Source organism: Thermodesulfatator indicus DSM 15286 (genome assembly GCF_000217795.1).
Classification (GTDB): domain Bacteria; phylum Desulfobacterota; class Thermodesulfobacteria; order Thermodesulfobacteriales; family Thermodesulfatatoraceae; genus Thermodesulfatator; species Thermodesulfatator indicus.
On sequence record NC_015681.1, the window covers coordinates 1,550,688 to 1,577,124 of the forward strand.

General features: G+C 46.3%; 32 protein-coding genes and 2 tRNA genes. 26 read left to right on the top strand and 8 right to left on the bottom strand.

Going from position 1 to position 26,437, the window contains the following annotated elements; genetic code table 11:
• The first annotated feature begins 7 nt into the window (after positions 1 to 7).
• Genes map through rplQ form a run of 8 tightly spaced genes read left to right on the top strand, consistent with a single transcriptional unit; the run spans position 8 to position 4,340 of the window.
• Positions 8 to 781, top strand: coding sequence for a type I methionyl aminopeptidase (gene map / locus THEIN_RS07560; RefSeq protein ID WP_013908089.1), 774 nt, complete (start codon positions 8 to 10; stop codon positions 779 to 781).
• A 9-nt stretch (positions 782 to 790) separates the two neighbouring features.
• Complete coding sequence (gene infA / locus THEIN_RS07565) at positions 791 to 1,030, top strand: translation initiation factor IF-1 (protein WP_013908090.1); 240 nt, start codon at positions 791 to 793, stop codon at positions 1,028 to 1,030.
• Positions 1,031 to 1,039: 9 nt separating this feature from the next.
• The gene (gene rpmJ, locus THEIN_RS12030) at positions 1,040 to 1,153 is read left to right on the top strand and encodes a 50S ribosomal protein L36 (protein ID WP_083817681.1); all 114 of its coding nucleotides are present in this window, start codon (positions 1,040 to 1,042) and stop codon (positions 1,151 to 1,153) included.
• 17 nt (positions 1,154 to 1,170) lie between these two features.
• Positions 1,171 to 1,545, top strand: a complete 375-nt coding sequence (rpsM, locus tag THEIN_RS07570) for a 30S ribosomal protein S13 (protein ID WP_013908091.1) — start codon at positions 1,171 to 1,173, stop codon at positions 1,543 to 1,545.
• A 13-nt stretch (positions 1,546 to 1,558) separates the two neighbouring features.
• Positions 1,559 to 1,951, top strand: a complete 393-nt coding sequence (gene rpsK / locus THEIN_RS07575; protein ID WP_013908092.1) for a 30S ribosomal protein S11 — start codon at positions 1,559 to 1,561, stop codon at positions 1,949 to 1,951.
• A 28-nt stretch (positions 1,952 to 1,979) separates the two neighbouring features.
• Positions 1,980 to 2,612: a 30S ribosomal protein S4 gene (gene rpsD / locus THEIN_RS07580; RefSeq protein ID WP_013908093.1), complete on the top strand. Its 633-nt coding sequence runs from the start codon at positions 1,980 to 1,982 to the stop codon at positions 2,610 to 2,612.
• A 28-nt stretch (positions 2,613 to 2,640) separates the two neighbouring features.
• Positions 2,641 to 3,654, top strand: a complete 1,014-nt coding sequence (locus THEIN_RS07585; protein ID WP_013908094.1) for a DNA-directed RNA polymerase subunit alpha — start codon at positions 2,641 to 2,643, stop codon at positions 3,652 to 3,654.
• A gap of 17 nt (positions 3,655 to 3,671) precedes the next feature.
• Positions 3,672 to 4,340, top strand: a complete 669-nt coding sequence (rplQ, locus tag THEIN_RS12550) for a 50S ribosomal protein L17 (RefSeq protein WP_013908095.1) — start codon at positions 3,672 to 3,674, stop codon at positions 4,338 to 4,340.
• Positions 4,341 to 4,407: 67 nt separating this feature from the next.
• Here the strand turns inward: rplQ and THEIN_RS07595 are convergent, their stop codons facing one another.
• Positions 4,408 to 5,469 (bottom strand): metallophosphoesterase family protein, encoded by a 1,062-nt coding sequence (locus tag THEIN_RS07595; protein ID WP_013908096.1) that lies wholly within the window; start codon positions 5,467 to 5,469, stop codon positions 4,408 to 4,410.
• A 154-nt stretch (positions 5,470 to 5,623) separates the two neighbouring features.
• Between THEIN_RS07595 and THEIN_RS07600 the strand changes: the two genes are divergently transcribed.
• The gene (locus THEIN_RS07600; RefSeq protein ID WP_013908097.1) at positions 5,624 to 6,919 is read left to right on the top strand and encodes a replication-associated recombination protein A; all 1,296 of its coding nucleotides are present in this window, start codon (positions 5,624 to 5,626) and stop codon (positions 6,917 to 6,919) included.
• A gap of 67 nt (positions 6,920 to 6,986) precedes the next feature.
• Positions 6,987 to 8,189: a pyridoxine 5'-phosphate synthase gene (locus THEIN_RS12035; RefSeq protein ID WP_013908098.1), complete on the top strand. Its 1,203-nt coding sequence runs from the start codon at positions 6,987 to 6,989 to the stop codon at positions 8,187 to 8,189.
• Here THEIN_RS12035 and THEIN_RS07610 read toward each other — a convergent pair.
• Positions 8,186 to 8,404 carry a hypothetical protein gene (locus THEIN_RS07610; RefSeq protein WP_013908099.1) on the bottom strand — a complete coding sequence of 73 codons (219 nt, stop codon included), beginning with the start codon at positions 8,402 to 8,404 and terminating at the stop codon, positions 8,186 to 8,188. The two genes, THEIN_RS12035 and THEIN_RS07610, sit on opposite strands and share 4 nt — an antisense overlap.
• Before the next feature lie 343 nt (positions 8,405 to 8,747).
• Between THEIN_RS07610 and THEIN_RS07615 the strand changes: the two genes are divergently transcribed.
• The gene (locus THEIN_RS07615) at positions 8,748 to 9,962 is read left to right on the top strand and encodes an ammonium transporter (RefSeq protein WP_013908100.1); all 1,215 of its coding nucleotides are present in this window, start codon (positions 8,748 to 8,750) and stop codon (positions 9,960 to 9,962) included.
• Between the two features lie 8 nt (positions 9,963 to 9,970).
• On the opposite strand, the gene THEIN_RS12155 is transcribed toward THEIN_RS07615, so the two are convergent.
• Positions 9,971 to 10,054, bottom strand: a tRNA-Arg gene (locus THEIN_RS12155).
• Positions 10,055 to 10,326: 272 nt separating this feature from the next.
• On the opposite strand from THEIN_RS12155, the gene THEIN_RS07620 reads away from it, so the two are divergent.
• From THEIN_RS07620 to THEIN_RS07630, 3 genes are read left to right on the top strand one after another with little or no spacing between them, the layout of a single operon-like run.
• Positions 10,327 to 11,517 carry a tyrosine-type recombinase/integrase gene (locus THEIN_RS07620; protein WP_013908101.1) on the top strand — a complete coding sequence of 397 codons (1,191 nt, stop codon included), beginning with the start codon at positions 10,327 to 10,329 and terminating at the stop codon, positions 11,515 to 11,517.
• 7 nt (positions 11,518 to 11,524) lie between these two features.
• Positions 11,525 to 11,818, top strand: a complete 294-nt coding sequence (locus THEIN_RS07625; RefSeq protein WP_483754788.1) for a UPF0175 family protein — start codon at positions 11,525 to 11,527, stop codon at positions 11,816 to 11,818.
• Positions 11,811 to 12,296, top strand: coding sequence for a PIN domain-containing protein (locus tag THEIN_RS07630; RefSeq protein ID WP_013908103.1), 486 nt, complete (start codon positions 11,811 to 11,813; stop codon positions 12,294 to 12,296). The genes THEIN_RS07625 and THEIN_RS07630 overlap by 8 nt, the downstream gene beginning before the upstream one ends.
• Positions 12,297 to 12,667: 371 nt before the next feature.
• On the opposite strand, the gene THEIN_RS07640 is transcribed toward THEIN_RS07630, so the two are convergent.
• Positions 12,668 to 13,666, bottom strand: a complete 999-nt coding sequence (locus tag THEIN_RS07640; RefSeq protein ID WP_013908104.1) for a hypothetical protein — start codon at positions 13,664 to 13,666, stop codon at positions 12,668 to 12,670.
• Between the two features lie 103 nt (positions 13,667 to 13,769).
• Here THEIN_RS07640 and THEIN_RS07645 point away from each other — a divergent pair, with 103 nt between their 5' ends.
• Genes THEIN_RS07645 through THEIN_RS07660 form a run of 4 tightly spaced genes read left to right on the top strand, consistent with a single transcriptional unit; the run spans position 13,770 to position 18,993 of the window.
• A complete protein-coding gene (locus THEIN_RS07645; RefSeq protein WP_013908105.1) occupies positions 13,770 to 14,000 on the top strand; it encodes a helix-turn-helix transcriptional regulator in 231 nt (76 codons plus the stop codon).
• A gap of 3 nt (positions 14,001 to 14,003) precedes the next feature.
• On the top strand, positions 14,004 to 17,036 hold the full coding sequence (locus tag THEIN_RS07650; protein ID WP_013908106.1) for a bifunctional DNA primase/polymerase: 3,033 nt from the start codon (positions 14,004 to 14,006) through the stop codon (positions 17,034 to 17,036).
• Entirely contained in the window at positions 17,029 to 17,274 is a 246-nt protein-coding gene (locus THEIN_RS07655) for a hypothetical protein (protein ID WP_013908107.1), read from the top strand. The genes THEIN_RS07650 and THEIN_RS07655 overlap by 8 nt, the downstream gene beginning before the upstream one ends.
• Positions 17,275 to 17,319: 45 nt before the next feature.
• Positions 17,320 to 18,993 carry a DEAD/DEAH box helicase gene (locus THEIN_RS07660; protein ID WP_169311163.1) on the top strand — a complete coding sequence of 558 codons (1,674 nt, stop codon included), beginning with the start codon at positions 17,320 to 17,322 and terminating at the stop codon, positions 18,991 to 18,993.
• A gap of 186 nt (positions 18,994 to 19,179) precedes the next feature.
• Here THEIN_RS07660 and THEIN_RS12040 read toward each other — a convergent pair whose 3' ends face one another.
• A complete protein-coding gene (locus tag THEIN_RS12040) occupies positions 19,180 to 19,353 on the bottom strand; it encodes a ribbon-helix-helix domain-containing protein (protein WP_013908109.1) in 174 nt (57 codons plus the stop codon).
• Positions 19,354 to 19,921: 568 nt separating this feature from the next.
• Between THEIN_RS12040 and THEIN_RS07675 the strand changes: the two genes are divergently transcribed.
• The 4 genes from THEIN_RS07675 to THEIN_RS07690 are packed head-to-tail and all read left to right on the top strand — an operon-like array spanning position 19,922 to position 21,430.
• Positions 19,922 to 20,533, top strand: a complete 612-nt coding sequence (locus THEIN_RS07675; protein ID WP_013908111.1) for a hypothetical protein — start codon at positions 19,922 to 19,924, stop codon at positions 20,531 to 20,533.
• Positions 20,530 to 20,778, top strand: a complete 249-nt coding sequence (locus tag THEIN_RS07680) for a hypothetical protein (protein WP_013908112.1) — start codon at positions 20,530 to 20,532, stop codon at positions 20,776 to 20,778. Before THEIN_RS07675 ends, THEIN_RS07680 begins: the two co-directional genes overlap by 4 nt.
• Before the next feature lie 27 nt (positions 20,779 to 20,805).
• The gene (locus THEIN_RS07685) at positions 20,806 to 21,198 is read left to right on the top strand and encodes a helix-turn-helix domain-containing protein (RefSeq protein WP_013908113.1); all 393 of its coding nucleotides are present in this window, start codon (positions 20,806 to 20,808) and stop codon (positions 21,196 to 21,198) included.
• On the top strand, positions 21,179 to 21,430 hold the full coding sequence (locus THEIN_RS07690; protein WP_013908114.1) for an adenine nucleotide alpha hydrolase family protein: 252 nt from the start codon (positions 21,179 to 21,181) through the stop codon (positions 21,428 to 21,430). Before THEIN_RS07685 ends, THEIN_RS07690 begins: the two co-directional genes overlap by 20 nt.
• On the opposite strand, the gene THEIN_RS07695 is transcribed toward THEIN_RS07690, so the two are convergent.
• The 3 genes from THEIN_RS07695 to THEIN_RS07705 form a co-directional block, all read right to left on the bottom strand.
• Positions 21,408 to 21,719, bottom strand: coding sequence for a hypothetical protein (locus THEIN_RS07695; RefSeq protein ID WP_041434606.1), 312 nt, complete (start codon positions 21,717 to 21,719; stop codon positions 21,408 to 21,410). The two genes, THEIN_RS07690 and THEIN_RS07695, sit on opposite strands and share 23 nt — an antisense overlap.
• A 140-nt stretch (positions 21,720 to 21,859) precedes the next feature.
• Positions 21,860 to 21,936 (bottom strand) — tRNA-Arg (locus tag THEIN_RS07700).
• Positions 21,937 to 21,986: 50 nt separating this feature from the next.
• Complete coding sequence (locus tag THEIN_RS07705) at positions 21,987 to 22,196, bottom strand: hypothetical protein (protein WP_013908115.1); 210 nt, start codon at positions 22,194 to 22,196, stop codon at positions 21,987 to 21,989.
• 401 nt (positions 22,197 to 22,597) lie between these two features.
• Here THEIN_RS07705 and THEIN_RS12470 point away from each other — a divergent pair, with 401 nt between their 5' ends.
• The 4 genes from THEIN_RS12470 to THEIN_RS07720 are packed head-to-tail and all read left to right on the top strand — an operon-like array spanning position 22,598 to position 26,416.
• Positions 22,598 to 22,795: a dual CXXC motif small (seleno)protein gene (locus tag THEIN_RS12470; RefSeq protein WP_013908116.1), complete on the top strand. Its 198-nt coding sequence runs from the start codon at positions 22,598 to 22,600 to the stop codon at positions 22,793 to 22,795.
• 16 nt (positions 22,796 to 22,811) lie between these two features.
• Positions 22,812 to 23,834 carry an aspartate-semialdehyde dehydrogenase gene (locus THEIN_RS07710; protein ID WP_013908117.1) on the top strand — a complete coding sequence of 341 codons (1,023 nt, stop codon included), beginning with the start codon at positions 22,812 to 22,814 and terminating at the stop codon, positions 23,832 to 23,834.
• Positions 23,835 to 25,454, top strand: coding sequence for a DNA repair protein RecN (recN, locus tag THEIN_RS07715; protein WP_013908118.1), 1,620 nt, complete (start codon positions 23,835 to 23,837; stop codon positions 25,452 to 25,454).
• Positions 25,451 to 26,416: a hypothetical protein gene (locus tag THEIN_RS07720; RefSeq protein WP_013908119.1), complete on the top strand. Its 966-nt coding sequence runs from the start codon at positions 25,451 to 25,453 to the stop codon at positions 26,414 to 26,416. Before recN ends, THEIN_RS07720 begins: the two co-directional genes overlap by 4 nt.
• Positions 26,417 to 26,437: the final 21 nt, after the last annotated feature.

Here is a 26,437-nt window from a genome sequence, read left to right on the forward strand (position 1 = left end):
AAAGATTATGAAAGTAACCAGGGGGCCAGCGAAGATTAAGCTTCGAGCTCCCTGGGAAATAGATTTATTGCGCAAAGCAAACGCTATTGTTGCGGAAGTTTTATTGACTTTAAAAGAAAAGATAGTCCCAGGAATTACGGCCTGGGATTTAAATCGTATAGCTGAAGAGATTGCTTTAAAAAGGGGAGCCCGCCCGGCTTTTAAGGGGTATAGGGGCTACCCCTTTAGTTTGTGTGTTTCAGTGAATGAAGAAATTGTACATGGATTACCTTTAAAAGAAAAGGTTTTAAAAGAAGGTGATATAGTTAGTTTTGATTTTGGCACTATTTATGAAGGTTATTACGGGGACGCGGCGTTAACCGTAGCGGTAGGTGAGGTCAGCGAAGAGGCCCAAAGGCTTATGGAAGTTACAGAAAAGGCCTTATATAAAGCGATTGAAAAGGCGAGAGTAGGAAATCGAGTGGGAGATATTTCGGCAGCGGTACAAAATTATGTGGAAAAGAAGGGGTTTAATGTCATTCGTGATTTTGTAGGGCACGGTATAGGAGAGTCTCTTCATGAGCCACCAGAAGTGCCCAATTTTGGCCGTAGAGGTAAAGGGCCTCGTTTGATGGCGGGTATGGTAATAGCTATTGAGCCCATGGTAGTTACCGGGAGTTATGAAGTAGAAATTTTGCCAGATGGCTGGACAGCGATTACTAAAGACCGTGGGCTTGCGGCTCATTACGAACATTCTGTGGTAATAACGCCTAAAGGTCCGGAAATTTTATCAAAAATTTAAGGAGAAGTTATGCCGAAAGAAGAGGCCATTCAGGTAGAAGGGACAGTTGTAGAGGCCTTACCAAACGCTATGTTTCGAGTTGAACTTGAGAATGGCCATAAGGTTTTGGCTCATATTTCCGGGAAGATGAGGGTTCATTATATTCGTATCCTTCCCGGAGACAAAGTAATAGTTGAGCTTTCGCCCTACGATTTGACGAGAGGGCGAATTGTTTATCGTGGAACCAAAAAAGACCGCAAGAAAGGTTAGGTGATAGCCATGAAGGTGCAAGCATCAGTTAAAAAAAGATGTCGTAAGTGCAAGATTATTAAAAGGCGAGGAGTTGTGCGTATTATTTGTGAAAATCCTCGTCATAAACAGAGACAAGGTTAAGTAAAGGAGGTTTTGGTGTGCCTAGGATAGCCGGAGTTGATATTCCAGATAACAAGTCTATCGAGATAGCCCTTACCTATATTTATGGTATAGGGCGGACGCTGGCCCAGAAAGTTTTAACTAAGGCAGGAGTGGATTGGAATAAAAAAACTAAAGATCTTACCGAAGAAGAGCTTACTAAAATTCGTCATATCGTAGAACGTGAGTATAAAGTTGAAGGTGATTTGAGACGCGAAGTTTCGGCCAATATTAAGCGTCTTATGGATATGGGGTGTTACCGTGGTCTGAGACACCGTATGGGGCTTCCGGTGCGTGGCCAGAGTACCAGGTCTAATGCTCGTACAAGAAAAGGGCCGCGTCCATCTTCATTACGCGGCAGACGTAAAAAGTAAGGGGTGAGAAAAGATGGCAAGACGTCGTAGAGCAAAAGGTAAAAAGCGCGAAAAGAAGAACATTCCTGAGGGAATTGCCCACATTCATGCTACTTTTAATAACACTATTGTTACCATTACAGATAAACAAGGTAACACGGTAGCCTGGGCTAGCGGTGGTACCGAAGGTTTTAAGGGTTCTCGTAAAGGTACACCTTATGCGGCTCAGCTTGCTGCCCAAGCAGCAGCACGCCGGGCTATGGAGCAGGGAATGAGAAAAGTAGCCGTTTTTGTAAAAGGTCCTGGAGCGGGACGAGAGGCGGCCTTGCGGGCTCTTCAAGCGGCTGGTTTTCAGATTACGATGATTAAAGACGTTACCCCTATTCCTCATGATGGGTGTCGTCCGCCAAAGAAGAGAAGAATTTAATATTCAGTAGGTTAAGGAGGAGAAAGCCTTGGCAAAATATACAGGTCCACGTTGTAGATTATGTCGTAGAGAAGGAATGAAACTCTTTCTCAAAGGGGACCGCTGTTATACAGATAAATGTGCTTTTGAAAGGCGGAGTTATCCCCCGGGTCAGCATGGTCAGGCTCAAATTAGAGCCAAGCGCTCTGACTATGGTATTCGGTTGAGAGAAAAACAAAAAGTGAAAAGAATTTACGGTGTTTCCGAGAAGCAGTTTGCTAAATATTTTGACCGAGCAGACCGTATGAAAGGTCAAACGGGTCATAATCTTTTACAACTTTTGGAACGTCGTTTAGATAACGTCGTTTATCGTTTGGGTTTTGCTTCTTCGCGCATGCAGGCACGGCAAATGGTAGCCCACGGGCTTTTTAAGGTAAATGGGCGTAATGTTGATATTCCTTCTTATTTAGTAAAACCGGGAGAAGTCATCGAACTCAAAGAGAAATACCGCCAAAATGCTAGGATTCAGGAAAATTTGGAAGCGGCTGTTAGACGTGGAATTCCGCAGTGGTTAGAACTTGATGCTGATAATTTTAAAGGTACGGTTAAAGCCTTACCAACCCGTGAAGATATTACTATGCCGATTCAGGAACAACTAATCGTCGAGTTCTACTCCCGTTAAACATACTAAAACAAATAAGGGTGGTGTTATGGCAGAGACCAAAAATCTTATAAGCAGGAATTGGCTGGAGCTCATTAGGCCAAAAGGTATTCAAGTGCACAATGATTCCAGGCCTCCTTCTTACGGTAAGTTTATCATAGAACCCCTGGAGCGAGGGTTTGGAGTAACTTTGGGTAATGCTTTGAGAAGGGTTCTTTTATCTTCGCTTCAGGGAGCAGCCATTACCTGGGTAAAAATAGACGGAACTACGCATGAATTTTCCAGTCTTCCTGGTGTAATGGAAGATGTTATCGATATAATTTTAAACTTAAAGGGTGTCCGTTTTAGGCTTCATGATGAGGAGCCTAAAACTTTTTTCCTTGAAAAAGAAGGTCCTGGAGAAGTTAAAGCAGGTGATATCCAAACAGACGGGCAGGCAGAAGTTGTAAATCCTGATCATCATATTGCCACCCTCTCTAAAGACGGCCATCTAAAGATGGAACTTCACGTAGAATGGGGAAAGGGTTATCGCCCTGCGGATTCTTCAAGTGTAGAAGAGATAGGTATCATCCCTGTTGATGCTATTTTCTCTCCAATTCAAAGGGTTAACTTTAACGTGACCCAGGCTCGAGTGGGGCGTAGTAGTGATTTTGATCGCTTAGTTATGGAAATTTGGACTGACGGAACGGTCGATGCTCAAGATGCTATGGCCTATGCAGCCAAGATTTTAAAAGATCAGCTAACAGTTTTTATTAATTTTGCTGAGGAAGACACTTCAGAAGAAAAATCAGCTGAAGAATCGAAACCAGAGTACTATAAGTACTTAGACAAAAGAATTGATGAACTTGAGCTTTCGGTAAGGTCAGCTAACTGTTTGAGAAACGCTAATATACGGTATATTGGTGAACTCGTTCAGAAAACTGAGCCAGAAATGCTTAAGACCAAGAACTTTGGACGTAAGAGCCTTAACGAACTAAAAAATATATTGAGTTCTATGGGGCTTTCTTTTGGAATGCAAATTCCTGATTGGAAGCCCCCAGAAGAAGCTAAAGAAGAAGCATAGTTGAGGGAGAGGAAATCATGAGGCACAGAAAGAAGAGCAGACGTTTGGTTGGTAAATGGGAGCATAGGAAAGCCCTTTTGCGGAATTTGCTCATAGCTCTTTTTATACACGAAAGGATTCAAACTACAGAGGCCAAAGCGAAAGAATTGCGCCGTTTAGCAGATAAAATGATAGGTTTAGCTAAACGTGGAGATTTGGCGGCTCGCCGTCAGGCTTTATCTATTCTTCCCGATAAAGCAGTGATAAGAAAGCTTTTTTCTGAGATAAAAGACCGCTATGCTTATCGCCAGAGCGGGTTTACCAGAATTGTCCGTATTGGTCCGCGCCGAGGCGATGCGGCTATGATGGTTATTATAGAACTTGTTACTGACAAGCTGGAACATAAGCCTGCGGCTAAAAAGGAGGTACCAGCTGCACCAGTATCTGCTCCTGAGACCAAGGCTGAGCCCGAAGTCAAAGCTGAAGAAAACCTAGAGGCAGAGTCTCAGGTAGAGTCTGAAGCGGAAGAGCCTACCCCCGAAGCCAAAGGAACTGAAGAGACCCCAATTGAAGAAGCTGAGGCTAAAGGGGAGGCAGCGGAAGAAGAAATTAAAGCTTCTGCCGAATCTAAAGACTCTTTAGCTGATACAGAAGAAAAATCCTCCGCTGAAGAATCAAAACCCCAGGAGTCTGAGAAAAAAGAATAATTGCTTTAGACAAAAAGATAAATTTTATATAAAAGGCCCCGTTAAGGGGCCATTTATATTTGGCCTTTTAAGGCGTAGCCTTAGGAAGGACTTTATTCATGGGAATATAACCATCTTTTAAATTATCAGCCTTCATAATTTTTATAAATTTTTTATTTCCTTCTGGGGTATTAGGTGTTTCGCTTGTACGTGGCCATTGTGTTGTATTGGTGTCAAAGGCAAATTTTCTAGCAGTTTCCCATACTTTTTTGCTGGTAGGAACATCATATGTTTGATAACTGATTCCTTTATTATCTACACTAAATATCACATAGCGCATGGGCCAGGTAACTGTTGAAGGGCAAGTAAAGTAGGCAATGTTATTTTCTAATATATACCTTGTACTTAAGTGTCTGTGGCCTGAAAGGGTCATAATAACCTGAGGGTTTTTATTCAAAATATCTTTAACTTCGCTAGCATTTAACAAAACAAATTTATTAAAGTTGTTTTCACCTGTAATCTCTGCTTTTGTATAAGGTTGAAGTTGATGATGAAGGATTACGATGGTTATCTTATCTGGATTGGCGGCAAGATCCTTTTTAAGGAATTCTAAACCCTCTTTGGTCAATCTTCCGGCCCAATCTCCAGTCATTGTTGAATCAAGCCCAATTAAGTGAACGCCTGGAATTGGATCAAGACTCCAGTTTGCTTTTGGGCCTTTAAATCCGTGTCCTTGGAAAGCCCATATCATTGTACTTCGGCTTACGCCGGGGTCGCGGTTGGTTGCTTTTATGTCAACAGGAGAGATGTCATGATTCCCCAGTACTACGTAATAAGGGACCTTAAGTTCACTCATAACTTCTTTAAATTTATCAAGATTCCAGGGTTCTGCGTCTTTAGTTAGATCCCCTAATACCAGAACAAAATTAATATCTTTTCTTTTATTGATTTCATTTATAGTTGCTTTGAGCAAGGCTACACTTTCTTTGAACATTTTGACTCCATTTTTAGGTGAATGAGGGCCTGGTACAGATAAATGAGGGTCAGCTATTACGGCAAACTTAAAAGGTGGGAAACCAAAACTATTCTGAGTAAATATCAATAAGACAAGTAACAACAATAAAAATTGGAAAATTTTTTTAGAAGCCATGTTTTCCTCCTAAAGAATTTTTTTGGCTAGATTTTTACAAGTCTTTTAGTCATTAAGGTGAAGAATTAGTGGCTTTTTATAGACAACTTAACAAGTATGGCGACTTTTTATTTTCTCGTTTAATCTTCAAAATAAACTTTAGTATGGCGGTTAGATGAAAAGTCTTTTTGAACCTCAAAGGCCTTTAGCTGAACGCTTAAGACCTCAAAAAATTAGCGATTTTGTAGGTCAGAAACATATTTTAGGTCCTAATAAATTTTTAACCCTTTGCCTGGCCAAAAAGAAGGTACCCTCTTTGATCCTCTGGGGACCGCCAGGTTGTGGTAAAACTACTTTGGCGAGGCTTATAGCCAAAGAAACTAAAACTGAGTTTGTTCCTATATCTGCGGTTGATGCTGGAATTAAAGAATTACGTAAAGCTATAGATTTAGCCGATAAGGGATGCTCTTTAGGGCGTCAAACCCTTTTATTTATCGATGAGATACATAGGTTTAATAAAGCTCAACAAGATTTTTTACTTCCCTATGTAGAAGAAGGAAAGATTATCCTCATTGGTGCCACTACGGAGAACCCCTCTTTTAGAGTGATTGCTCCTTTGCTTTCACGAGTAAGAGTCTTTGTTTTAAAAGCACTTTCAAAAAAAGAGCTTCTTTTAATTTTGAAAAGGGCCTTAAAAGATCCACGTGGTCTAGGAAACAAAAATATATTGGTGGAAGAAGAAGTGCTTGAATATTTGGCGGAGTTTGCCCAAGGAGATGCTCGCCTGGCGCTTAATTTCCTTGAAGACCTGGTAATGAATCTTGATGAAGGCCAGCCAAAACTTACACTAGATATCGTAAAGGAGCTAGAACTTAAAAAGCCCCTTCTTTACGACCAAAGTGGAGAAGAACATTACAATCTTCTTTCAGCTTTTCATAAGAGCTTGCGTGGAAGTGATCCCGATGCCGCTATTTACTGGATGGTACGAATGATTGAAGCCGGCGAGGATCCTTTAGTTATCGTAAGACGTTTGGTAGCAGCAGCGGCCGAAGATGTAGGTCTTGCCGACCCTAAGGCCCTCCAAATGGCTTTGGCGGCTAAAGATGTTGTCGAGTTTCTTGGATTGCCAGAAGGTGAACTTGCCTTGGCTCAAGCAGTAATTTATGTGGCCCTTGCTCCTAAAAGCAACTCTGCTTACCAGGCTCTTAACCGTGCTCGAGAAGATGTTCAAAAATACGGGGCTCTTCCTGTTCCTCTTCACCTAAGAAATCCTGAAACTAAATTTATGCGGAACATTGGTTATGGAAAGGACTATAAGTATCCTCATAACTTTCAAGAAGGATTTGTCCCTCAAGATTATCTCCCAGAAGAACTAAAAGACCGGCGCTATTATTTTCCTACAGAAAGAGGTCAAGAAAAAGAATTAAAAGAACGCCTTGGCATGTTAAAGACGAAAAAGGGAAAAAACTAGCCAGAAGTGATTTTAACTTTTGTTTATTTTTCTTGCCTAAATAGATATTTTTTTCTATCACAAAAACATGCCTATAGAGATCATTAATCAACAAAAAAGAAACGTTCCTATTAAGTGGCTCCGAGAAAAGCTGGAAGAAGCCCTTGGTATCATTAATTTAGAGGATAAAGAGGCTAATTTTATTTTGGTAGATGATGAACTTATAACTTTTTATAACACTGAGTATTTGGACCGACCTTATCCTACTAACGTTATTTCCTTTTCTCAATATGAAGGTCCTTTTATAGAAATTCAGCCTAGTCTTTTAGGAGATGTAATAATTTCAGTGGATACAGCTTATCGTGAAGCCGAGGAATATGGGCTTCCTCAAAAACATTATCTTTTGATGTTAGCTATTCATGGTTTGTTGCATCTCTTGGGTCATGAACATGAAGGTGGGCCCTATGGAGCCTGTTTAATGCTCAAAAAAGAGATTGACTTGATACAAAAACTCTTAGGCAGAAAGGCACAGAAAATAACGAGTTTTTTAAGGAGGAGAGAATATATGCCAGCAAAACTAGCAGTTAATGTAGATCACGTAGCTACGGTAAGAGAGGCTCGCAAGGTTAATTATCCCGACCCTGTTCACGCGGCGGTTTTGGCTGAGCTCGGAGGAGCACATGGAATAGTAGTTCATTTACGAGAGGACCGTCGGCATATTCAGGATAGAGATGTACGGCTTCTTAGGGAAATAGTCAAAACTAAACTTATTTTGGAGATGGCGGCTACTGAAGAGATGATTAGCTTTGCTAGAGAAGTGAAACCTGACCAGGTAACTTTGGTTCCCGAAAGACGCCAGGAGATTACTACAGAAGGAGGGCTTAAGGTTAAAGGGCGCATAGCCAAGGTAAGAAAGGCTGTGGAGGATTTGAAAGAAGTAGGGCTTAAAGTAAGCATTTTTATTGATCCAGAAGTAGAACAGATAAAAGCCGCCGCTAAAACTGGGGCTGACATTGTTGAGCTACATACCGGTCATTATGCAGAGGCTAATGGTTTGGAAGAGATGGATTTAGAACTTTCTCGTCTGGAAGAAGCCGCCAGAGTGGCAAGAGAGCTAGGTTTTGAAGTACATGCCGGCCACGGGCTACATTATCAAAATATTTCGCCCGTAGCCGCCATCCCCTATATTGAAGAGTTTAGCATCGGCCACGCTATTGTAGCACGAGCTATTATGGTTGGTATGAAAGAAGCCGTTGAAGAAATGCTTTTCTTAATAGAAAAAGCCCGTTAGGCGTTTTCTAGCTTGGCGGCTTCAAGGCGCTTTAAGGCTTCATCGAGGCTCATAATCCCTTTGGCCACAGCGTAAGCCACATAGGGGTATACCCTTGGGTCATAACCTTCTGGCCTGGGGAAAAGCCCTTTGGCCCGTAACTTAGCCAAGCGAGCCCGACGACGGCGCCGTCTTTCAATTTCTCTCATGCGTTCGATTTTCTTGTGTCTAGCCATATAAAAACCTCCTACCTTTCTAAAGGATTTTCTTAAAGGATGCGCTATTCCTATAAAAGAAAACTCAGGCTTCGTCAACGGGATATATTAATAGGCCATAAAATAGGTGACAACTTCACTCTGCCACTACGAGCTGCGAGATAACTGAGTAACCCTTTATTTTAACAAAAATGTAAAAAATAGTAGTTATTTAGGGCAAAATTATACAAAAAGGTCAAAATATATTTTTTAAGTAAGGAATTATTTTATAAAATGTTTGTCTAGTCCTTATTTTACTAACTATTTTTAAAAATGGCATTTTCTTTGCTTTAGGGATTTTAAAATTAAGTTTTAGGAGGGTGTTATGAATCAGGCTGATATTGCTTTTATGCTGATTTCCTCGGCTCTGGTCATGTTTATGACCCCAGGATTGGCGTTGTTCTACGGAGGACTTGTTCGTCGTAAGAATGTTCTCTCCATTATGATGCAGTGTTTTATCTGTTTAGGTTTGGTGAGTTTGATTTGGTTTGTTTACGGTTACAGTCTCGCTTTTGGGAATGATATTGGCAAAATAATCGGAGACTTTTCTTATCTATTTTTCAAAAATGTAGGATTAGATCCCGGGCCCCCAGCTGATAATATTCCTCATTTACTATTTGCTACCTTTCAGCTAATGTTTGCTATTATTACCCCGGCTCTTATCACAGGCGCTTTTGCTGAAAGAATGCGTTTTAGCAGCTTTCTTATATTTATTTCTCTTTGGGTGACTTTTGTTTATCTTCCGTTGTGCCATTGGGTTTGGGGTGGTGGCTGGATTGGATCCATGGGAGCTCTCGACTTTGCCGGGGGCACAGTAATTCACATAGCCTCTGGTGCTAGCGCTTTAGCGGCAGCTTTAGTGGTAGGAGCCAGAAAAGGTTTTAGGCAGACGGCTTTTCATCCCCATAACTTGCCCCTTTCCATTCTCGGGGCGGCCATTCTTTGGTTTGGTTGGTTTGGTTTTAATGCCGGAAGTGCTTTAGCTGCTGACCAGATAGCTGTTTTAGCCTTTGCTAACACTCAACTGGCCGCAGGGCTTGCGGCTTTTGCCTGGATGATGGCTGAATGGTTTCATAGAGGAAAGCCCACTACTTTGGGAGCTATTTCTGGTGCTGTTGCTGGTTTAGTAGCTATTACTCCTGCTGCCGGTTTTGTCCCTCCCTGGGCTGCTATTGTTATTGGTATTTTAGCGGGGGTTATCTGTTATATGGCTGTGCTTTTAAAGGTTTATTTGGGTTATGATGATTCCCTTGACGTGGTGGGTATTCATGGTGTTGGCGGTTTTTTGGGAGCAATACTCACTGGCGTCTTTTGTTATACTTCGGCTAATCCCGGTGGAGCTGATGGTCTTTTAGCCGGAAATATTCACCAATTTCTTGTTCAGGTGATAGGAGCAAGTGCTTCGGTAGTATATTGTTTTGTGCTTAGCTATATTCTTCTGAAATTAGTCGATGTCTTCTTTGGTCTGAGGGTAAGTCAGGAAGAAGAAGTTCAAGGGCTTGATCTTTCAGATCACGGGGAAAGGGCTTACGATCTCTAAAAATGGAATGGTGCCCCCGGGAGGACTCGAACCCCCAACCAACGGCTTAGAAGGCCGTTAAACGGGTCCTCCCTAAAAATCCCACCTGTTCCCAAACCCTTGACAAATCAAGCTTTTTGAGATTAGCATGTTCCTGTAAAATCCCCAAAATTCCTCTCTCAGGTGGGGAATAGGTGGGGAAAAATTTTGGCCTAGAAAAATGCGGAAATCAGGGAGCAAAGAGAGCTTGAGGCAGGTGCTCAGGTTGAAAAATTTCGCAATTACGATCTCTCAAAATGCTTAGCTCTGTTAACAAAGCTGGCAATAAGTGAGGAGTAGGTGGGGAAGAAAAAATTAAGAAAGTTAGCGGATTTTTTGGGGCATTATGAAGAGAAAGTATGAGACGTTTAAGAAGTATCCGGGCGTAAGGGCTTATATTAGTGACAGGCGTAAGCTGCCTGACGGCAAGCCTGATAAGTGTTTCTACATTCGTTATAAGACACATACTGGCAGACTCATTGAGGAAAAGATAGGCTGGGCCTCTGAAGGTATCTCGGCTGCCTATGCGGCTCAAATCAGGGCTGAGAGGTTAAGGTCTATTCGTCTTGACGAAGAGGTTATCCCTATCCAGCAGAGGCGTAAACTGCAATGGACTTTTAGTGAGTTCATAGAGCGGCGTTATTTACCCTGGGCCGAGCAAGAGAAGGCTCTTAAGACTTACAAAAGAGAAAGAGAGATTTACAAGATTTGGCTCAAGCCAATCCTGGGAGACAAGCTTCTCAAGGAGATTTGCCCTCTTGATCTTGAGCGCCTCAAGAAAAAGATGAAAGAGGCCGGAAGGGCTGAAAGAACCATAGAGATTGCCCTAGCTACGGTAAGGAGGGCTTTTAACAAAGCCAAGGATTGGGAACTTTTTGAAGGAGAAAACCCTGTCTCAAAGGTAAAAATCCCCAGGAGGGATAATCGGCGTCTTCGCTTCCTCTCTCCCGAAGAGGCTGAAGCCCTCCTTGCCGAGGTGCGCAAGCGCAGTCAGCAAACTTACGAGATGTGCCTCCTTGCCCTTCATTGCGGTTTGCGTTTCGGTGAGATAACGAGTCTTACCTGGGGGGATATAGACCTTACCCAGGGCATTATTTTCATCCGAGACCCGAAGAATAAAACCAGCCGGGTAGCTTATATGACTAATGAGGTGCAAAAGATGTTTGCTGGTAAAATACCTGGTGCTCCAGAGGAATATGTCTTTAAGGACCGAAGACATGGGGGCAAGATTAAATGGCTTTCTAAGGCCTTTGGAGAATCTGTAAAGACTCTCAAGCTAAACGAAGGGGTTCAGGACCCCAGGATGAAGGTTTGTTTTCATACTTTGAGGCATACTTTTGGTTCCTGGCTGGTAATGGCTGGAGTGCCTATTTACACGGTCAAGGAGCTAATGGGCCACAAAACCCTTGCCATGACCGAGCGCTACGCCCACCTTGCCGCCGAGGCTCAGAGACAGGCCATCAAAGAGATTGAAAAGGTGGCCCGCCAGGCCACAAGCAGTAAAGTGGTGTCTTTAACCGGAAGGCAGGGAGGTTAAGATTGCCATCAAGGACTTTGAAGTAGAGCACAAGCGGAGGTTTAAAATGCCTGTGAAAGTAGAGTTAACCTTCAAAGAAGACGATTTAGCCAGCTTAAGGCTATCACCTGAGGAGTTCGTTCAGGAGATGCGATTAGCGGCAGCGGTGAAGTGGTATGAGATGGGCCTAATCTCTCAAGCAAAGGCCGCTGAGATCGCCGGAGTAAGCAGGGAGGAGTTTCTAAAAGCCCTCCAGCGCTTTGGAGCTTCCCCTTTCCAGGTGACCCCCGAAGAGCTGGAAGCCGAGGTAATGAATGCCTGAAAAGTTCGTGGTAAACGCCTCCCCGCTTATTATCCTGGGAAAAATCAACCAGCTTCACCTTTTGCCTTCTTTGGCTGATGAACTGGTTGTTCCCTATGGAGTTTTTAAGGAAATCCTTGCTGGAAGTCCTGGAGATCCTGCCCGTGAGTGGCTCAATGGCCCAGGCAAGGCTTTCGTGAAAGAAATCGGTCCTCTGGAGCCTGAAGTGCTAAAATGGGATCTGGGGTTAGGTGAGACTGAAGTTCTGACTTTCGCTTATCGGAATCGAGACTTTATTGCTCTCCTTGATGATCGAGCTGCCCGAAAGTGTGCCAAAACTTTAGATATAAAGACCAAAGGGACTCTGGCGATTTTGGTTCTAGCACGGAAAAGGAAACTCCTGCCGGATATAACAACGGTGTTAGATAGGATTGAACAGGCAGGTTTTTATGTGTCCCCCTCCCTTTTGAAAGCGGTTAAACGCCTCGCTAGTGAGTAGTTGCTTTTTTCCTGCGCCGGTAAGCCTTTTGAGAGCAAGCCTTTGAACAGTATCTGTCAGTATTTTTCACTTTATAAATTACTCGGTCACAAACTTCACAAAAAGCAAACCGATGAGGGAAAAGTCCTGGCAAAATAAAGTAAAGAAAGCGCCAAAGATAGAATGCAGATTCAGGAGACGAAATTTTGATGACTTTCTGCTTATTATTGACTTTAACTCAAGCAAAGCCACCCTTTTTAAGTTAGAAAGAGTGAAGACAAAAGGGTTAAAATGTGTCTCAGAGTTATGTCCTTCAACCGAGATGGCATCCCATGTGAGCTTGAAAGAAAGCGTCCCTTTTCAGGTTGCGCCTGAGAAGCTGGAGGCAGAGGTCAATCTCTAAAGGCTTCTTCAATTATGGTCGGCAAATCATAAGGGATAATTATGTCCTTTTTAGAAAACTTCCTTCTGCTTTCCAAAAACTTCTTGGCCTCTTCGGAAGAAGGTTTTTGAGAGAAGCAGTTTTGCAGTTTCCGGATGATTCTGTTAGCTCGTTGCCTACAATTATCAGAACAATATTTCTGATTACGGCGCAAAAGGATTTTCTTGCCGCAAATTGAACAAACTTTACCACTACTAAAAAGCTTATTTAGTTCTTCAAATAAGCGGTCAAACGAAATTGTTCCTGCTGATTGATAAGGCGAAAAGTCTTCTTTAATGAGTAACTTTTGACAGGCCTTATTTCTCAAATCCCAAAAAAGATGGAAATCTGACAGGTAAGACAAATCAAAAAAGCCAGTTTCAAAGAAGTTCTCAAAGGCATAGAGACATGCTTTGTAAGCCTCAGAATACCAGAGGTTTGGTGTAATATTATTATCTTGCTGAGCTTTTGTTTGATAGAGGCGTAGAGCAGTAAGGGCGAAGCTACGAGCAATAAACTCGTTCATATTTACCTTAGGCACTATTTCTATCAGAATTTGGCTAACTCTTTTTGGGCTTGTTTTTTCGTCAATTATGGGAGTAATGCCTTCCTCTCCACTGCCTGCTGATAGAAAAGCCCTAGTGCCTTGAGGAGCTAACAGGGGAGCAAGCCACTTCTCCACTAGCGGAAGCATAGTAGTAGAAAGATAATCCGCTTTAGCCACTGAGATCAGAGAAGAAGTGTCAGAGAAAGAGAGGGTTCTTTTGATGGCAAGAAATAGAGCTTTTTCAGAAATGAGCAAGGTATAAAGCTTAAACCCCTGGCCTTTTAATAGCTCAATTGCATTAAGCTGAGGAATTTGTGTGGCTATTTTTTCAAGTTTTTCCCAGGGGACAGGATTCACTTCAGAATGAAGAAAAGGCCAAAGCTCCCAGCTACTTGTTAGTCCTTCCACTTCTACGACAAACATTTTCTTGCCAAAGGTTGTAACGGATTTTGCAAGCGTTTCATCTTTTTGTGACTTTAAGGGAAGTTTAGTTTTTTGTCAAACACTTAGATTAAGGAGGTTTAAGATGAGAGACAAGGAAGGATTGGAAAATGAGTTCCGAACCAAAGTAAAATACCTAAGTCCGAGAATGGTTGAGAGGGTCTACGGCCTTAATCGTAAGACCCTTGCCAATTTTCGGTCCCAACGCAAAGGCCCATCATTTCTCAAGGTTGGGAAAAAAGTCCTTTACCCGGTTGATGAGCTGGAGAAATGGATCAAAAAACATGGAATTCTCATAAAAACCTCGGACAGCTAAATTATGGACTACCTTGAGCATTATCTCCGTTTGGGTTGGGCTATCCTTCCCCTCCGGCCGCGGAGCAAGGCTCCCGCCCTTCCCTGGGGTGGTTTCCAGAAAAAGCCTCCCGGGGTAAAGGAGTGGGTCACATGGAGAGTGATCTTTCCCATTCCACCGCATGGGGTAGCGGTAATGTGTGGGGCTGTCTCGAACCTCATCGTAATTGACTGCGATGACAAAGAGGTTGTTTCCCGATTATTGCCGGAAATTCCTTTTGATGCACCCACATCGCAAACCAAAAGGGGATTTCACTTCTTCTTCAGGTATCAACCCGGCATCCCCAGCACGACCATTGAGGTTACGGGGATCGGCAGGCTTGAGATTAAGTCTGATAGATCTTTGGTAACTTTACCGCCGAGCACCCACCCTGAAGGCCACCGGTATGAGTGGGTTTTAGCCCCTTGGGACGTTGATGCTTTACCGGAGTTACCGAATTGGCTCGTTGAGCTTCTGCAGAAGCAAGAGCGCCGGAAGGAGCTCGCCCGCCAAGTAGGTTATGTGAGCTTTCCCCGCCCGGGCCGCAAGCTCACGCCTGAGGCCCTGCGAGAGATCCTTACCCAAGTGGGGACGGAGATCGTCAAGGAAGTTCCAATCGGTGATCGAGAGGCTTTGCGGCTCAAGTCCTGCCCGATCTGTGGAAAATCAGAAGGCAACCCGTGGATTTGGGCTGATAGCGGGCGCCTGCTGGACTTTCGGGCCACCTGTCCGGCCTCCAGGGACCGTGGTGGTCTTTCCCTGCGGGCCTGGCTTAGAGAGATTGGACAAGAAGGCCTCCTCGCAAATTTAGAAGTCGGGGAGGCTGAAGAAGTCTCTCCCCCGGAGGTTCCGGCGGCCTCAGTTGACGAGGCCCGAGTTTTGGTGCTTAAGGCCCTCCGAGCCGGGGGAGACAGCATTATCACGGTGCCGCCAGGGGTCGGGAAGAGCCGGACGACCCTTGAGTGGCTCGCCAAGGAAGGCCCCCGGCCTGCGGTTTATTCGGTGCCGACACTTGGTTTGGCCCAGGAGCTGGCCGAGGCCGCCCGGGCCTTAACGGCCGATCCAGTCTTGGTCTTTGCCGGGCGAAATAAAGAGACCTGCTTTCGGTGGGAGGAGGCTCGGACTGCTCATGATTTGGGTTACGATCCGGGGCAAGTCCTTTGCCCCACCTGCCCGCATAACCCGAAAACGGTCGTCTTCAGTCAAAAATGCGAGTTTATGCGGCAATTCGAAGGGGTTAACAGGGAAAAAGGCCTCTTTTTCGCCTCTCATAAACTTGCCTGCCACTTAATCAAGGATTTCCTGAAAAAGGCAAAAGTTTGGATTCTCGACGAGGAGTTACACAGCCTTGTCGAGGTGGTCAAGTGTCCACTTGATGCCTTGCGCACCCTGCGGGCCGTCTTCCCGGAGGACTCCGTCACGATGCGATTGGCCGATGTGGTGCTCGAAGTGGAGGACGATCTTCACAAAGCTGCCAATGGTAAAAGCCGAGCAGAGGGGCGCATATACGCTCGGAAAGTCGGTTTTGGTCCCTGGCAGGGAAAGAAGCCTCTGGCTCAATGGCTTGGCCTTGATTTGATTCAGTTATCTCCGACTATCCGTGACGAAATTGCCCGTGTGCTCAAAGCTTACCGTAAACCCACGCTTTTCCGCAAAGGTGTGAACCTTAAGGCCCTTCAGTGGATCCAAGAAGTAACCAGAACCGGCTTGGCTTATCTGGTAGCCCGTAAAGATCCCTGTCGGCCAATTGAGCTCCGGCGAGTCGTCAATCCCGTCCCGGAGAAGTGGCGGGGTCGTTTGATCGTGCTCGACGCGACAGCGTATCCCCCGGTGGTGGAACGAGCCCTAAAAAGGCCAGGGGTTCAGGTGCTCGATATTAGAGTGCCCGTTGAAATGCGGACAGCATGGATAAAGCGGAGCGTGAGCAAGACGGCGATTGCAAGAGAGAAAGGACGCAAAACGGCCATTAAGGCCCTCAAGCAAGCTCTCAAAGAGATCAAGGCGGAAAAGATCCTCATCTTTTGCCATCAGGCGATCAAGGCCAAGGTCGAGGAGGTTGTGGCTCAAGATCCCCGGAAAATCGTTGTCACCCATCATTTTGGGGCCGAAACGAGAGGCACAAACCAGTTTGCGGATTTTGAAACGGTGATCCTCCTCGGTTTGCCGGTTGTCAATCCTGCGGCTTACTATGATACGGCTCTGGCCCTCGGTTTGAGCGAACAGGAATGGGAAGACTGGCTTCATCTCCTGGCTCAGGCCGGGGCATGGCAGGAAATTCATCGGACTCGCCCTGTCCTCCAGCCAGGCAAACAAGTGCTGGTGATTGCCCCCCGATGGCCCTTCAAGGAGTGGCTCGGTAGGCCGCGAAGAGTGATCGAACCGGAAGAGGTTAAAGGTGCTCTGGATCTTGCGACCAAGGTTCTCCTTTTGTGGGTTGAGGATTTTGGGTTCGTTTATGTCGAAATCGCTCTCCTTCTGAGCATCGGTCGCCCTGAGCAGATCCCGCCAGTAGAGGTCCGAGCCGAGGTCTGGCAACGGATCAGGGGTGCTTTCCCGAAAGAGTTTGTGCGATTTTTCACAAAGTTGGAATCCCTTTATAGGGCAAGTGGGAACCCCTTGAGCCGGTCGAAACATCCTAGGCCTTCCCAAGAGATCCCTGTTAAGGGAGGGGCAAGGGGTTCCCAGAAGCCCTTTATATATATTCTTAAAGGGCACCGGGAACCCCTTGAATTGGGAATTTCTGGGAACTCCAAGGGGTTCCCACCCCCCTTTAAGGGAAATCTCATCACTAATGCCGATAACAAGATTGAGTTTTTCGATAAAAAGTGGTGGCCGAAACTTTTTGCCCGTCTCCGGAAGGCCCGTCCGGATCTTCCTGTCTTTGAGGTGCAGATCAGGACCAAAGGCGGCCTGCAAAAGACCCGCGGCATTGGTGATATAAAAACTGCTCAAGACTTTTATCGGGCGCTTGGCCGAGAAATTGATTTCAACTCTTGGCGCGAGGTGGTTAATGTTTGATGCAAAAACCCTACTTTCTCTGTTGGGCATAGAGCTTTCCGATGAGGAACTGGAGCAAACCCTCATCCAGGTAGCCCGACAAAGCGGCCAGCCTCTGATCGAACAAAAGATGCCGGACGGCTCCTGGCGCATCGTGGGCGTTGGCTCGATCAAGGCCATGCGGCGGTTTTATCGGCGGATAGGCATGCGGCCCAGGGTTTCTTTTAAAGACTTGCGGGAAAGGTGGATCACGCAATGAAAAAGCCGTGGTCCAAAGACCATGGCCTGGGGGATGAAGATGAGTATGAGACTTGAAGCCGGACTTGAAACTAACCTACTGCAAAGCTCGGTTCACAGTCAAGGCCTTACCTGGTCCCTGGTGAGGCCTCGGAGTGACCTGCTGTTACGCCCCTACCAGGGGAGGGTCCTTGAGCGCATAATGGACGCCTACCTTGATGGGCGGCAGTCGGTGGCGATCTCGCTTCCGACCGGATGCGGAAAGACCATCGTCTTCCTAGCCCTGGCCCGGGGTGTGGTTGAGGCCGGGGGCCGTGTCCTCATCATTGCTCACCGGGATGAACTTATTCGACAGCCAGCCGAGAAGCTCTCCCTGGTGTGGCCCGGAGCACCTGAGCCGGGCATTATCAAGGCCGAGCGGTTTGAGCCGGACTGCCCCATAGTCCTGGCTTCGATCCAAACCCTATGGCGCAGGCTTGACCGCTTGCCCCATGGTTTTGACCTCCTCGTGATAGATGAGGCCCACCATGCGGCGGCGTCAACCTACCGGGAGACCCTTGACCGGCTACTTGAGCTCAACCCGGCCATGAAGATCCTGGGCGTCTCGGCGACCCTCTTCCGCAGAGACGGGGAGAGCCTCCGGGAAATCTTTGAAGAGGTAGTCTTTGAATACAGCGTCCTTGAGGCCATAGCGGATGGCTATCTTTGCGGGATTGACTATCGGGCGGTCAAGACCGGGTGTGATCTCTCCGGAGTGAGGTTTGACTATCGGGCCGGGGATTTTGCGGTCAACCAGCTGGCTCAGACCGTTAACACCCCGGAGCGGAATGAGTTTGCCGTTGAGACCTGGCTTGAACTGGCAAAAGGGCGCAAGACCATAACCTTTTGTGTGGATGTAAAGCACGCCCGGGACCTGGCTGAGACCTTCCGGGCCTACGGTGTGGAAGCTCAGACCGTAACCGGCCAGACCCCTCTTGAAGAACGCCGGGCCATGCTCAAGGCCTTCGCCCGGGGTGAGATCCCGATCATCACGAACTGCCAGGTGTTAACCGAAGGTTTTGACGACCCGGCGGTGGACTGCCTTCTCCTCGCCCGGCCCACAGCAAGCAAGGCCCTTTATGTGCAGATGGTGGGCCGGGGGTTAAGGCTTTACCCTGGAAAGAAGGACTGTTTAGTGCTTGATTTGCTTGACAACTCAAGCCGTCACAGCCTGGTTTCCATCGCAGACCTTGATCCGAAGCTAAAGCGCCGGATTGAGCTTGAAGAGGCCGTGGGGAGGGGAAGTAGGGAGAGCGTCCAGCTAGACCTTGCCCTCGCTTCCCAGATCCTGGGGGTGGAGGAGCGCCAGATCTTCGATCCTTCGGCTTTCTACTGGGCCCAGGGAGAACACGGTTGGGCCGCAAGCCTGGGAGACGGCCGGACGCTTTACATCCGGCGAGTCAAGAAGACCAAAAGGGAAGAGCTTTTTGTGCCTTACCTTATCGAGCAAGAAGGCATCCGGGCTCTCACTTCTCGGCCCGTGGACATCGAATTGGCTTTTGGTGTGGCTAACGGAGTGCTTCGGGATCAGGGGGCGGCAGCCCTTTACAGGCCGGACGCCTCCTGGCGGAACTACCCGCCCACGGAGAAGCAGATTGAGTTTTGTGAGCGGTGGGGCCTGCCCAGGCCCAGGACCAAGGGCGAGGGGGCAGATCTCATAACCCTGGCGATAGCCGAGTGGAATTTCAAAAAATTCAGCTGAATTCAACTGATTAGGTGGCTTTTTTGATTTCGGCCAGGCCGGAGATGTCTTTGAGCTTTTGGCTGGCGTTCAGGTTTCTATTCCAACTGGCCTTCTTCCGAGTGGCTACCTTGTTTTGGCGCACTTTCTTCTTTCTGTTCCCAATCAGGGCTAATCAACTCGAAACTGAATTCGCCTGGAGTGAAGTTAAGCTTCATTTTTCTCCTCCGCCACTTCCCGGCCATACTTGCGGAGAAGATCCCTCATAGCCTCCTCGAGGAGGTCGTTTAGAGGCCTTTCTAACTCTACCGATAAATGTCTTATTTCTTTCAATAATTTCCGATCAAGCTTGGTGGAAAAAGGCCTACGATCTTTCCCCATTCTTTCCTCCTGATGAATTTATAGCCACTTTTTATCTTTTTAGCAAGATAGACCTACATCTTGACTAATTGTTACTATAGGCTTACTATCATCATAGCATGATAGAAAGACTATAAGCCCCCGACAACGGAAGAGGAGGTAAAAATGGCGGTAATCCACACCTGGCGAACCAAGGATGGAACCAAGACCGGCAGGTTGACTCCTCTAAAAGCTATTCAAGCCAAATGCCTGGACTGCTCTTGCTGGAGTCAAAGGGAGGTTCGTCTCTGTCCGGTAAAGCTCTGCCCCCTCTGGCCGTTCAGAACAGAAAAAATCTACGCCCAATTCTTAGAACAAGAGGGAAGGGTTTCGGATGAGCCTTCAAAATAGGCCTTCTGTGAAAATTGAAATCCTGAAACCCTTGAATACCAAGGCCTTTTTTGAAGAATTTTTGACGATCTCTTCAAACAGGTATCTACCTACCTGTTGGCGGAGATCGCCTCTCAAGTGGGCTTCTACGCTGCGGTTTTCAGGCAAAGAAGCCCATTTCTGTGAAAGGACTAAACCAAACCACCGAGGAGGAGGAACCATGAAGGAGAAAGCTTTCCCCAGGTATTACAACCAGGCCCAGGCAAACCTGGCAGAGGCCCTAATCCCTTCCTTTGGGGCGGGAGAGGCCGTCGGCAGGCTTATGGTGGCTGCTGCTCGTGGCCAGCGAGCAGCCCGTGAGATCATGGCCCTGCGGGAGAAATGGGCTGAAGAGCAAGGCGAGGCCCCAGATCACCAGACCGTTAATGTCCTGGATTATCAGGGCATTTCAGGCCTTGCCCAAAACCCCATCCTCACAGACCGGGACCTTGAGGCCCTGGGGATGCTCCTCGTGCGCATCTCCGAACTCCAGGCGGGAAATGGCCTTGCCTGGGAATTCAACCGCATTCAAACCGGAGAGTGGCTGGAACGGTTAGCCTTCAAACTAAATCTCGTCTCCGCCGCGGAGGCTGAGCCGGAGAAGATCAAGGCGCTCATCGAGGACCTGGCTGCCGAGATCGAGCGGATCGGAAAGATCCTCTCCCAGGCCACACCCTGGGAAGAGCCGGCGAGAGAAGCCGCCTGGGAGGTGCGGAAAAGGGCTGAAGAAAGAGTAAACGACCTTATGGAAGAGATCCTTGAAAACGAAGAGGTCTCGAGGAGAAAATTATGAACAAAAAAGAATTTCTCACCCGCCTTGCCGAGCTTGTGGAAGAGGCCGTAGATACCTACCAGGACCTTAACCGCAAGACTTCAGACCAGAAAGAAGGCCTCATCGAAGAGGCCATCTCCTGGGGAATTTGCGCTATTTATCTCATCAGGGCCGTCGAGGCCCTCATTGGAAGGAAAATTTCCATTACTCCGCTATCTCCAATTGAAGAACTGGAAAAAGTGCTTGATGAAGAGTTAAAATCTTAAGAAACAATGTGAGACGCTTGAAAAAAAATGAAACCTTTGTCTCCTAAAAAGGCCAAATTCGTCGAGCTACTTTCCGGCGGGCTTTCCAACGAGCAGGCTGGAAAGAAGCTCGGCATAAGCCGGGCCACGGCCTGGCGATGGGCAAATGAGCCTGAGATCAAGGCCCGGCTTTCCGAGCTACACCAGGAGCGCCTGAAACGGGCACACGGAAGGCTCCTCTCGGCCACCGAGACTGCTATTGAGACCCTGGAGCGCCTTTGCCATCACAAATCAGGCTACGTGGCCGTCCAGGCGGCTAGGTCTATCCTTGACTTGGTCCTTAAGCTTCACGAACATCTGGAGCTTAAAGAACGCCTGGAAGCCATAGAAAAAAGACTCAAAGAGCTTGAAGGAGAGGGCCATGTTAAGAAGAAAGCTTGATACCCTGGAGAAGAAAGTGGAGAGCCTCTCCATCGCTGAGGAGAACTACCCTTCAAAGATTGTGGTTAACCTTCTCAGCTGTAATCATCCGAACAAGAAAGAGAGGCTTCTCTCTCATGCTGAAAGTGCAGCAGAAATCGTCATAAGGGCCGGTTGCGGAGGGGACGAGAAGGACTGCAAAAACTGCCCTTACTACGCATTCCAGGGTGTCAATCGTCTTCGATTTGGCTGACTAGCCGGGAGCTTAGCCAGCAGTAAAGAGATTTAACCGGTATGACGTAAGACCTCTGCCCAAGCTTGACATATTCCAGGTCTCCTGCCTTTAATGCCCGATAGACCAGGTCAGGATGGCGGTCTAAAACTTCTGCTATATTTACTGGCTTCCAGAACCGCTTATGGCCAAAGTTTCTCTGGAACCAGGTATCAAACCAATCAGGGATGATGATGTCTTCAGAGAAGCCCTTTTTTTGGTAGGTCTTTTTCTGAGGAGCCTTGATTTTGAGCTTGAGCCTCTTCGGCATGAATGAATACTTATCTGCTACCTTGCCTAGGCACAAGGTAAATCATCCGGGTAAGGGGCCAATTTTCGCTCTCAGGTGGGGAATAGGTGGGGAAAAATGCTAGGTGAGGGAAACCCGCTTTCTGAAACCCTTGAAATTATTGGTGCCCCCGGGAGGACTCGAACCCCCAACCAACGGCTTAGAAGGCCGCTGCTCTATCCGGTTGAGCTACGGGGGCACCTTGTATTCTTTAATTTAGCCTTTTTTTTAGGAAGGGCAAGAGTGAGTTTATTCTTCGATTTTGATTACCGGCTGCGGAGCCCTTATGATCTCGCGAATCTTTTCTATTTCTTCGGGAAGATCCGGATCAGCTTGGCAAACAGGGCATTGCTTGACGTGTCTTTCTATTAGCTCCATCATACGGGCCGGCGCCAGAGCGTCCTCTTTTACCATTTGATACCAGTCTCTGGCTAGTCTTTTAAGCCTCTGGCACTGCATTTACCTTCTCCTATTCAAAGTTTACATCGTTGTGGATAATAGATTTCTTTCTTTCTGACAACACATATCGAGCTGATTTTTGAAAAAGTAAAATCTCAAAGAAATGATTATCAAATCTTTCTAGATTTTTCTTTAAGAATTTTGGTCAGGTTTTGAAAAGTTAAAAGTGTTCAAAAGAAATGTTAAGGGGCTTTAGGAACAATTCCTATATATAATCTTATAGAGATTTTACTAAAAAATATTAAAATATTTGCTTTTTTATATAAAGTTTTGTATTATTTCTTTTAGAAATACACCCTAATACCTCCTCTATTTTAATAACGGGCGCGCTAGTCGCGCCCCTTCTCCATTGGCAAAAATGTCTTTTTTCTTTATATTGCGTCTAAAATAAGGGAGGTTTTATGATCAGGCTTGGGCAAAAAGTAGGTCTTAAATGTCGTAATTGTGCTGGTGAACTTTATTTAGTTAGGACCTGACGCCGTATTGCTCTCCGTTGTGAGAGCTGTGGGAATTCTTTCAGCGTGAGGGAATATTATGACGAATTAACCCCTGAACTTGAAGAATTATTTTATAATATTCGCTGTGACCGTTTTTTATAAACTTTAGGAGGCGAACATGAAAGAGTTTAACGTAGCCGTAGTGGGGGCCACTGGAGCGGTGGGAAGAATGATGCTTCAGGTGCTTGAGGAAAGGAACTTTCCCGTTAAAAACCTACGCCTTTTTGCTTCAGAAAGATCTCGTGGTTTAAAAATCCCTTTCAAAGGCGAAGAAATAGAAGTTGAAGTTTTGGGCGAACAAAAAAGTTTTTCCGGTATAGACATAGCCCTTTTCTCAGCCGGGGCTTCGCGTAGCCTGGAATACGCCCCTAAATTTGCCGCTGACGGCGCCGTAGTGGTTGACAACTCCAGTGCTTGGCGTATGGACCCTCAAGTTCCCCTCGTAGTGCCAGAGGTTAATCCTCACGCGGTAGCGGATTACAAAAATAAGGGCATAATTGCCAATCCCAATTGTTCAACCATTCAGATGGTTGTGGCCTTAAAACCCCTTTACGATTTTAGCCGTATTAAGCGGGTGGTGGTTTCTACATATCAGGCGGTATCCGGGGCCGGGCAGAAGGCTATAAACGAACTTATGGATCAGACCAAGGCCTGGTGTAAAGGAGAGACACTTCCTGAGCCTCAGGTTTTCCCTCACCAGATTGCCTTTAATTGTCTGCCGCACATAGATGTTTTTTTAGATAATGGCTACACCAAAGAAGAGATGAAAATGGTAAATGAGACCAAAAAAATTATGGAAGACGAAAAAATCGGCGTTACCGCTACCACGGTGAGAGTGCCGGTGTTTTACGGGCACGCCGAGGCGGTAAATATTGAAACCGAAAAGAAGATCTCCGCTGAGAAAGCAAGGGAACTTCTTAGCAATTTTCCTGGCATCGTGGTTATAGACGAGCCTGGCGAGAAGAAATATCCTCTACAGATTGAAATTGCCGGCCGGGACGAAGTTTTCGTTGGCCGCATTCGCGAAGATGAATCCATTGAAAACGGTTTGAACCTATGGGTAGTGGCGGATAATCTCCGCAAAGGAGCAGCTACCAACGCGGTTCAAATCGCCGAGCTTTTGGCCGAGAAATACCTTTAAATGCTTCTGGAATTAAGGCTTAAGAACTTCGTTTTAATAGAAGAGGCCCGACTCAGTTTTGAGCCGGGCTTTGTTGTTTTTACCGGTGAGACGGGGACAGGCAAATCCCTTTTAATAAAAAGTCTAAAACTCGCCCTTGGGGCGCGCAGCAGCCCGGGCCTTATTAGGCCAGGAGCTAAAGAGGCCATCCTTGAAGCCGTAGTCTCAGCTGACGAGAGAACGAAAAGACACCTTGAAAAATTTGGCCTTGAGCCTACTCATGAATTAATTATAAGGCGAGTCATTACTCCTGACCGCTCCCGGGCCTATCTTAACGGTTCTCCAGTTACCCTTCAGATGCTTTCAGAAATTTTAAGTGATCTCGTAGTCATTGCTGGCCAGCACGAGTATCAGACACTTAACAAGCCTGAAGAACGCCTTCTTACCATTGATACCTTTGGCGAACTATTTTCTTTAAGAAAAGCTTACGAAGAGGCCTATCTTGACTTTCGTCAAAAACTAGAAAAGCTCCAATCCCTTCAAGAAAAGGTAAAAAACGCCTTAAAAGAAGAAGACTTCCTTAAGTTTCAACTGCAGGAAATAGAGGCTGTCTCCCCTGAGCCGGGAGAAGATATAGAGATAGAAGAAAAGCTAAAGCGCCTCAAAAACCTGGCCCGCTTGAAAGATCTTGCCAGTAACGCTAACGCAGGAGTGGAAAAAAGTTTTTCTTTAGTTTCTGCGGCCAAAAAGTCTCTGGGCCAGGCGTTAGAATTTGATAAAAAACTTGCACCCCTAGCCGAAAGGCTTGAAACACTCAGCTACGAGCTTGAGGATGTAAGTCTTGAGCTTTCTGATTATTTGAGAAGCCTTGAAATTGCCCCAGATGAGTTAGAAGCCCTGGAGGAGAGGCTTTTTGCCATAAAGCGTTTGAAGCGCAAATACGGGCCCACACTTGAAGACGTGCTTTCTCATTATGAAAAAATAAAAAAAGACCTGGAAGATATTTCTACAGGTGAAGAACACTTACAGGAACTTGAAGAAGAAGCCAAGCTTGCCGAAAAGAAGGCCTTGGAGCTGGCCGAAGAACTTTCTAACAGGCGCAAACAGACCGCTGAGCTTTTAAGCCAAAATGTAAACAGGCTCCTTAAAGAACTTGCCCTTGAAGGAGCAAGGTTTCGTATTTCCTTTACGAGGAAAGATCTTTCTCCTACAGGTTTTGACCAGGTTGAGTTTTTAGTCACCACCCATCCTAAAGCCCCTTGGCGGCCCATGGCTGAGGTGGCCTCAGGGGGTGAGCTTTCGCGTTTCTTTCTGGCCATAAAGGCCGCGCTTTCAAAAAGAGCCTCGGCCCAGGCCCTTATTTTTGACGAAATAGACGCAGGTGTTGGCGGTATGGTGGCCCATCGTTTAGGGAAGCTTCTGGCAGAACTTGCTACCAATTACCAGGTAATCTGCGTTACCCACCTGCCGCAAATAGCTGCCCTGGCCAGCCAGCACTTTGTGGTGGAAAAAGAAATTACAAGCGATGAGGCCCTTACTTCCATAAGGCCTCTTTCAAACGAAGAAAGAGTAGAAGAAATTGCCCGCATGCTAGGCGACCCTACGGCCAGAGACGTAGCTAAGAAACTTCTTGGCCTATGAAGAAAAAAGCTCTACTTCTATTTTCTGAAGGTCTGGATAGCATTTTAGCGGGGAAGCTTATTGCCTCGCAGGAAATAGACGTAGTAGCCGTGCGTTTTATTACGCCTTTTTTCGGCTGGCAATGGAAAGGGCGCGAAAAAGAGTTTGACCAGTACATCAGGGAAGAATTCGGTTTTACTGCTGGCCTAATAAAAGACATCACTGAAAAATACTTGGAAATATTAAAAGCCCCGCTGCATGGATACGGAAGCCAGTTTAACCCCTGCCTTGACTGCAAGATCCTCATGTTGAAGGAGGCCAAGAGTCTTTTAGACGAACTTGGGGCTGGTTTTATAATCACTGGTGAGGTGGTAGGCCAGCGTCCTATGTCCCAACTTAAACACTCTTTGAGGCACATTGAAAAGGCCACCGGGCTTGAGGGGCTTCTATTACGCCCGTTATCGGCCCTAAAACTTAAAGAGACCCTCCCGGAAAAACAAGGAATTGTTAAGAGAGAGAAACTTCTTGATATTTCCGGGCGTGGACGAAAAAGGCAATTGGCCCTGGCTAAAGAGCTTGGTCTTAGGAAGATTCCCTCTCCGGCCGGGGGGTGCCTGCTCACGGATCCGGCTATTGCCCCGCGAATTAAGCGTTACTTTGAGCTAAAAGACGGAAAAGTAGCCCCGTGGGAGGCCGAGGTTTTGACTTTTGGTAGGCATTTTGAGTTATCCAAAGGGAGCTGGCTTATACTTGGGCGTAACGCCGAAGAAAACGAAAAAATTTTTCGCCTGTCCCCGAAAGATAGCGTCCTTTTAAAACTTTCGGATATACCCGGGCCTTTAGGCCTTTTTTTAATATTTCGCGAGGAAGATTTAGAAGAAGCGGCCAAGCTGGTTAAAAAATACGCCCCAAAAGCCCGAAATCTTGAAAAAGTAGCGGTAAAAATCATTTTTGATGAAAAAGAACGAGAGATTTACGTATGAAAATATTTACGACTAAATCTA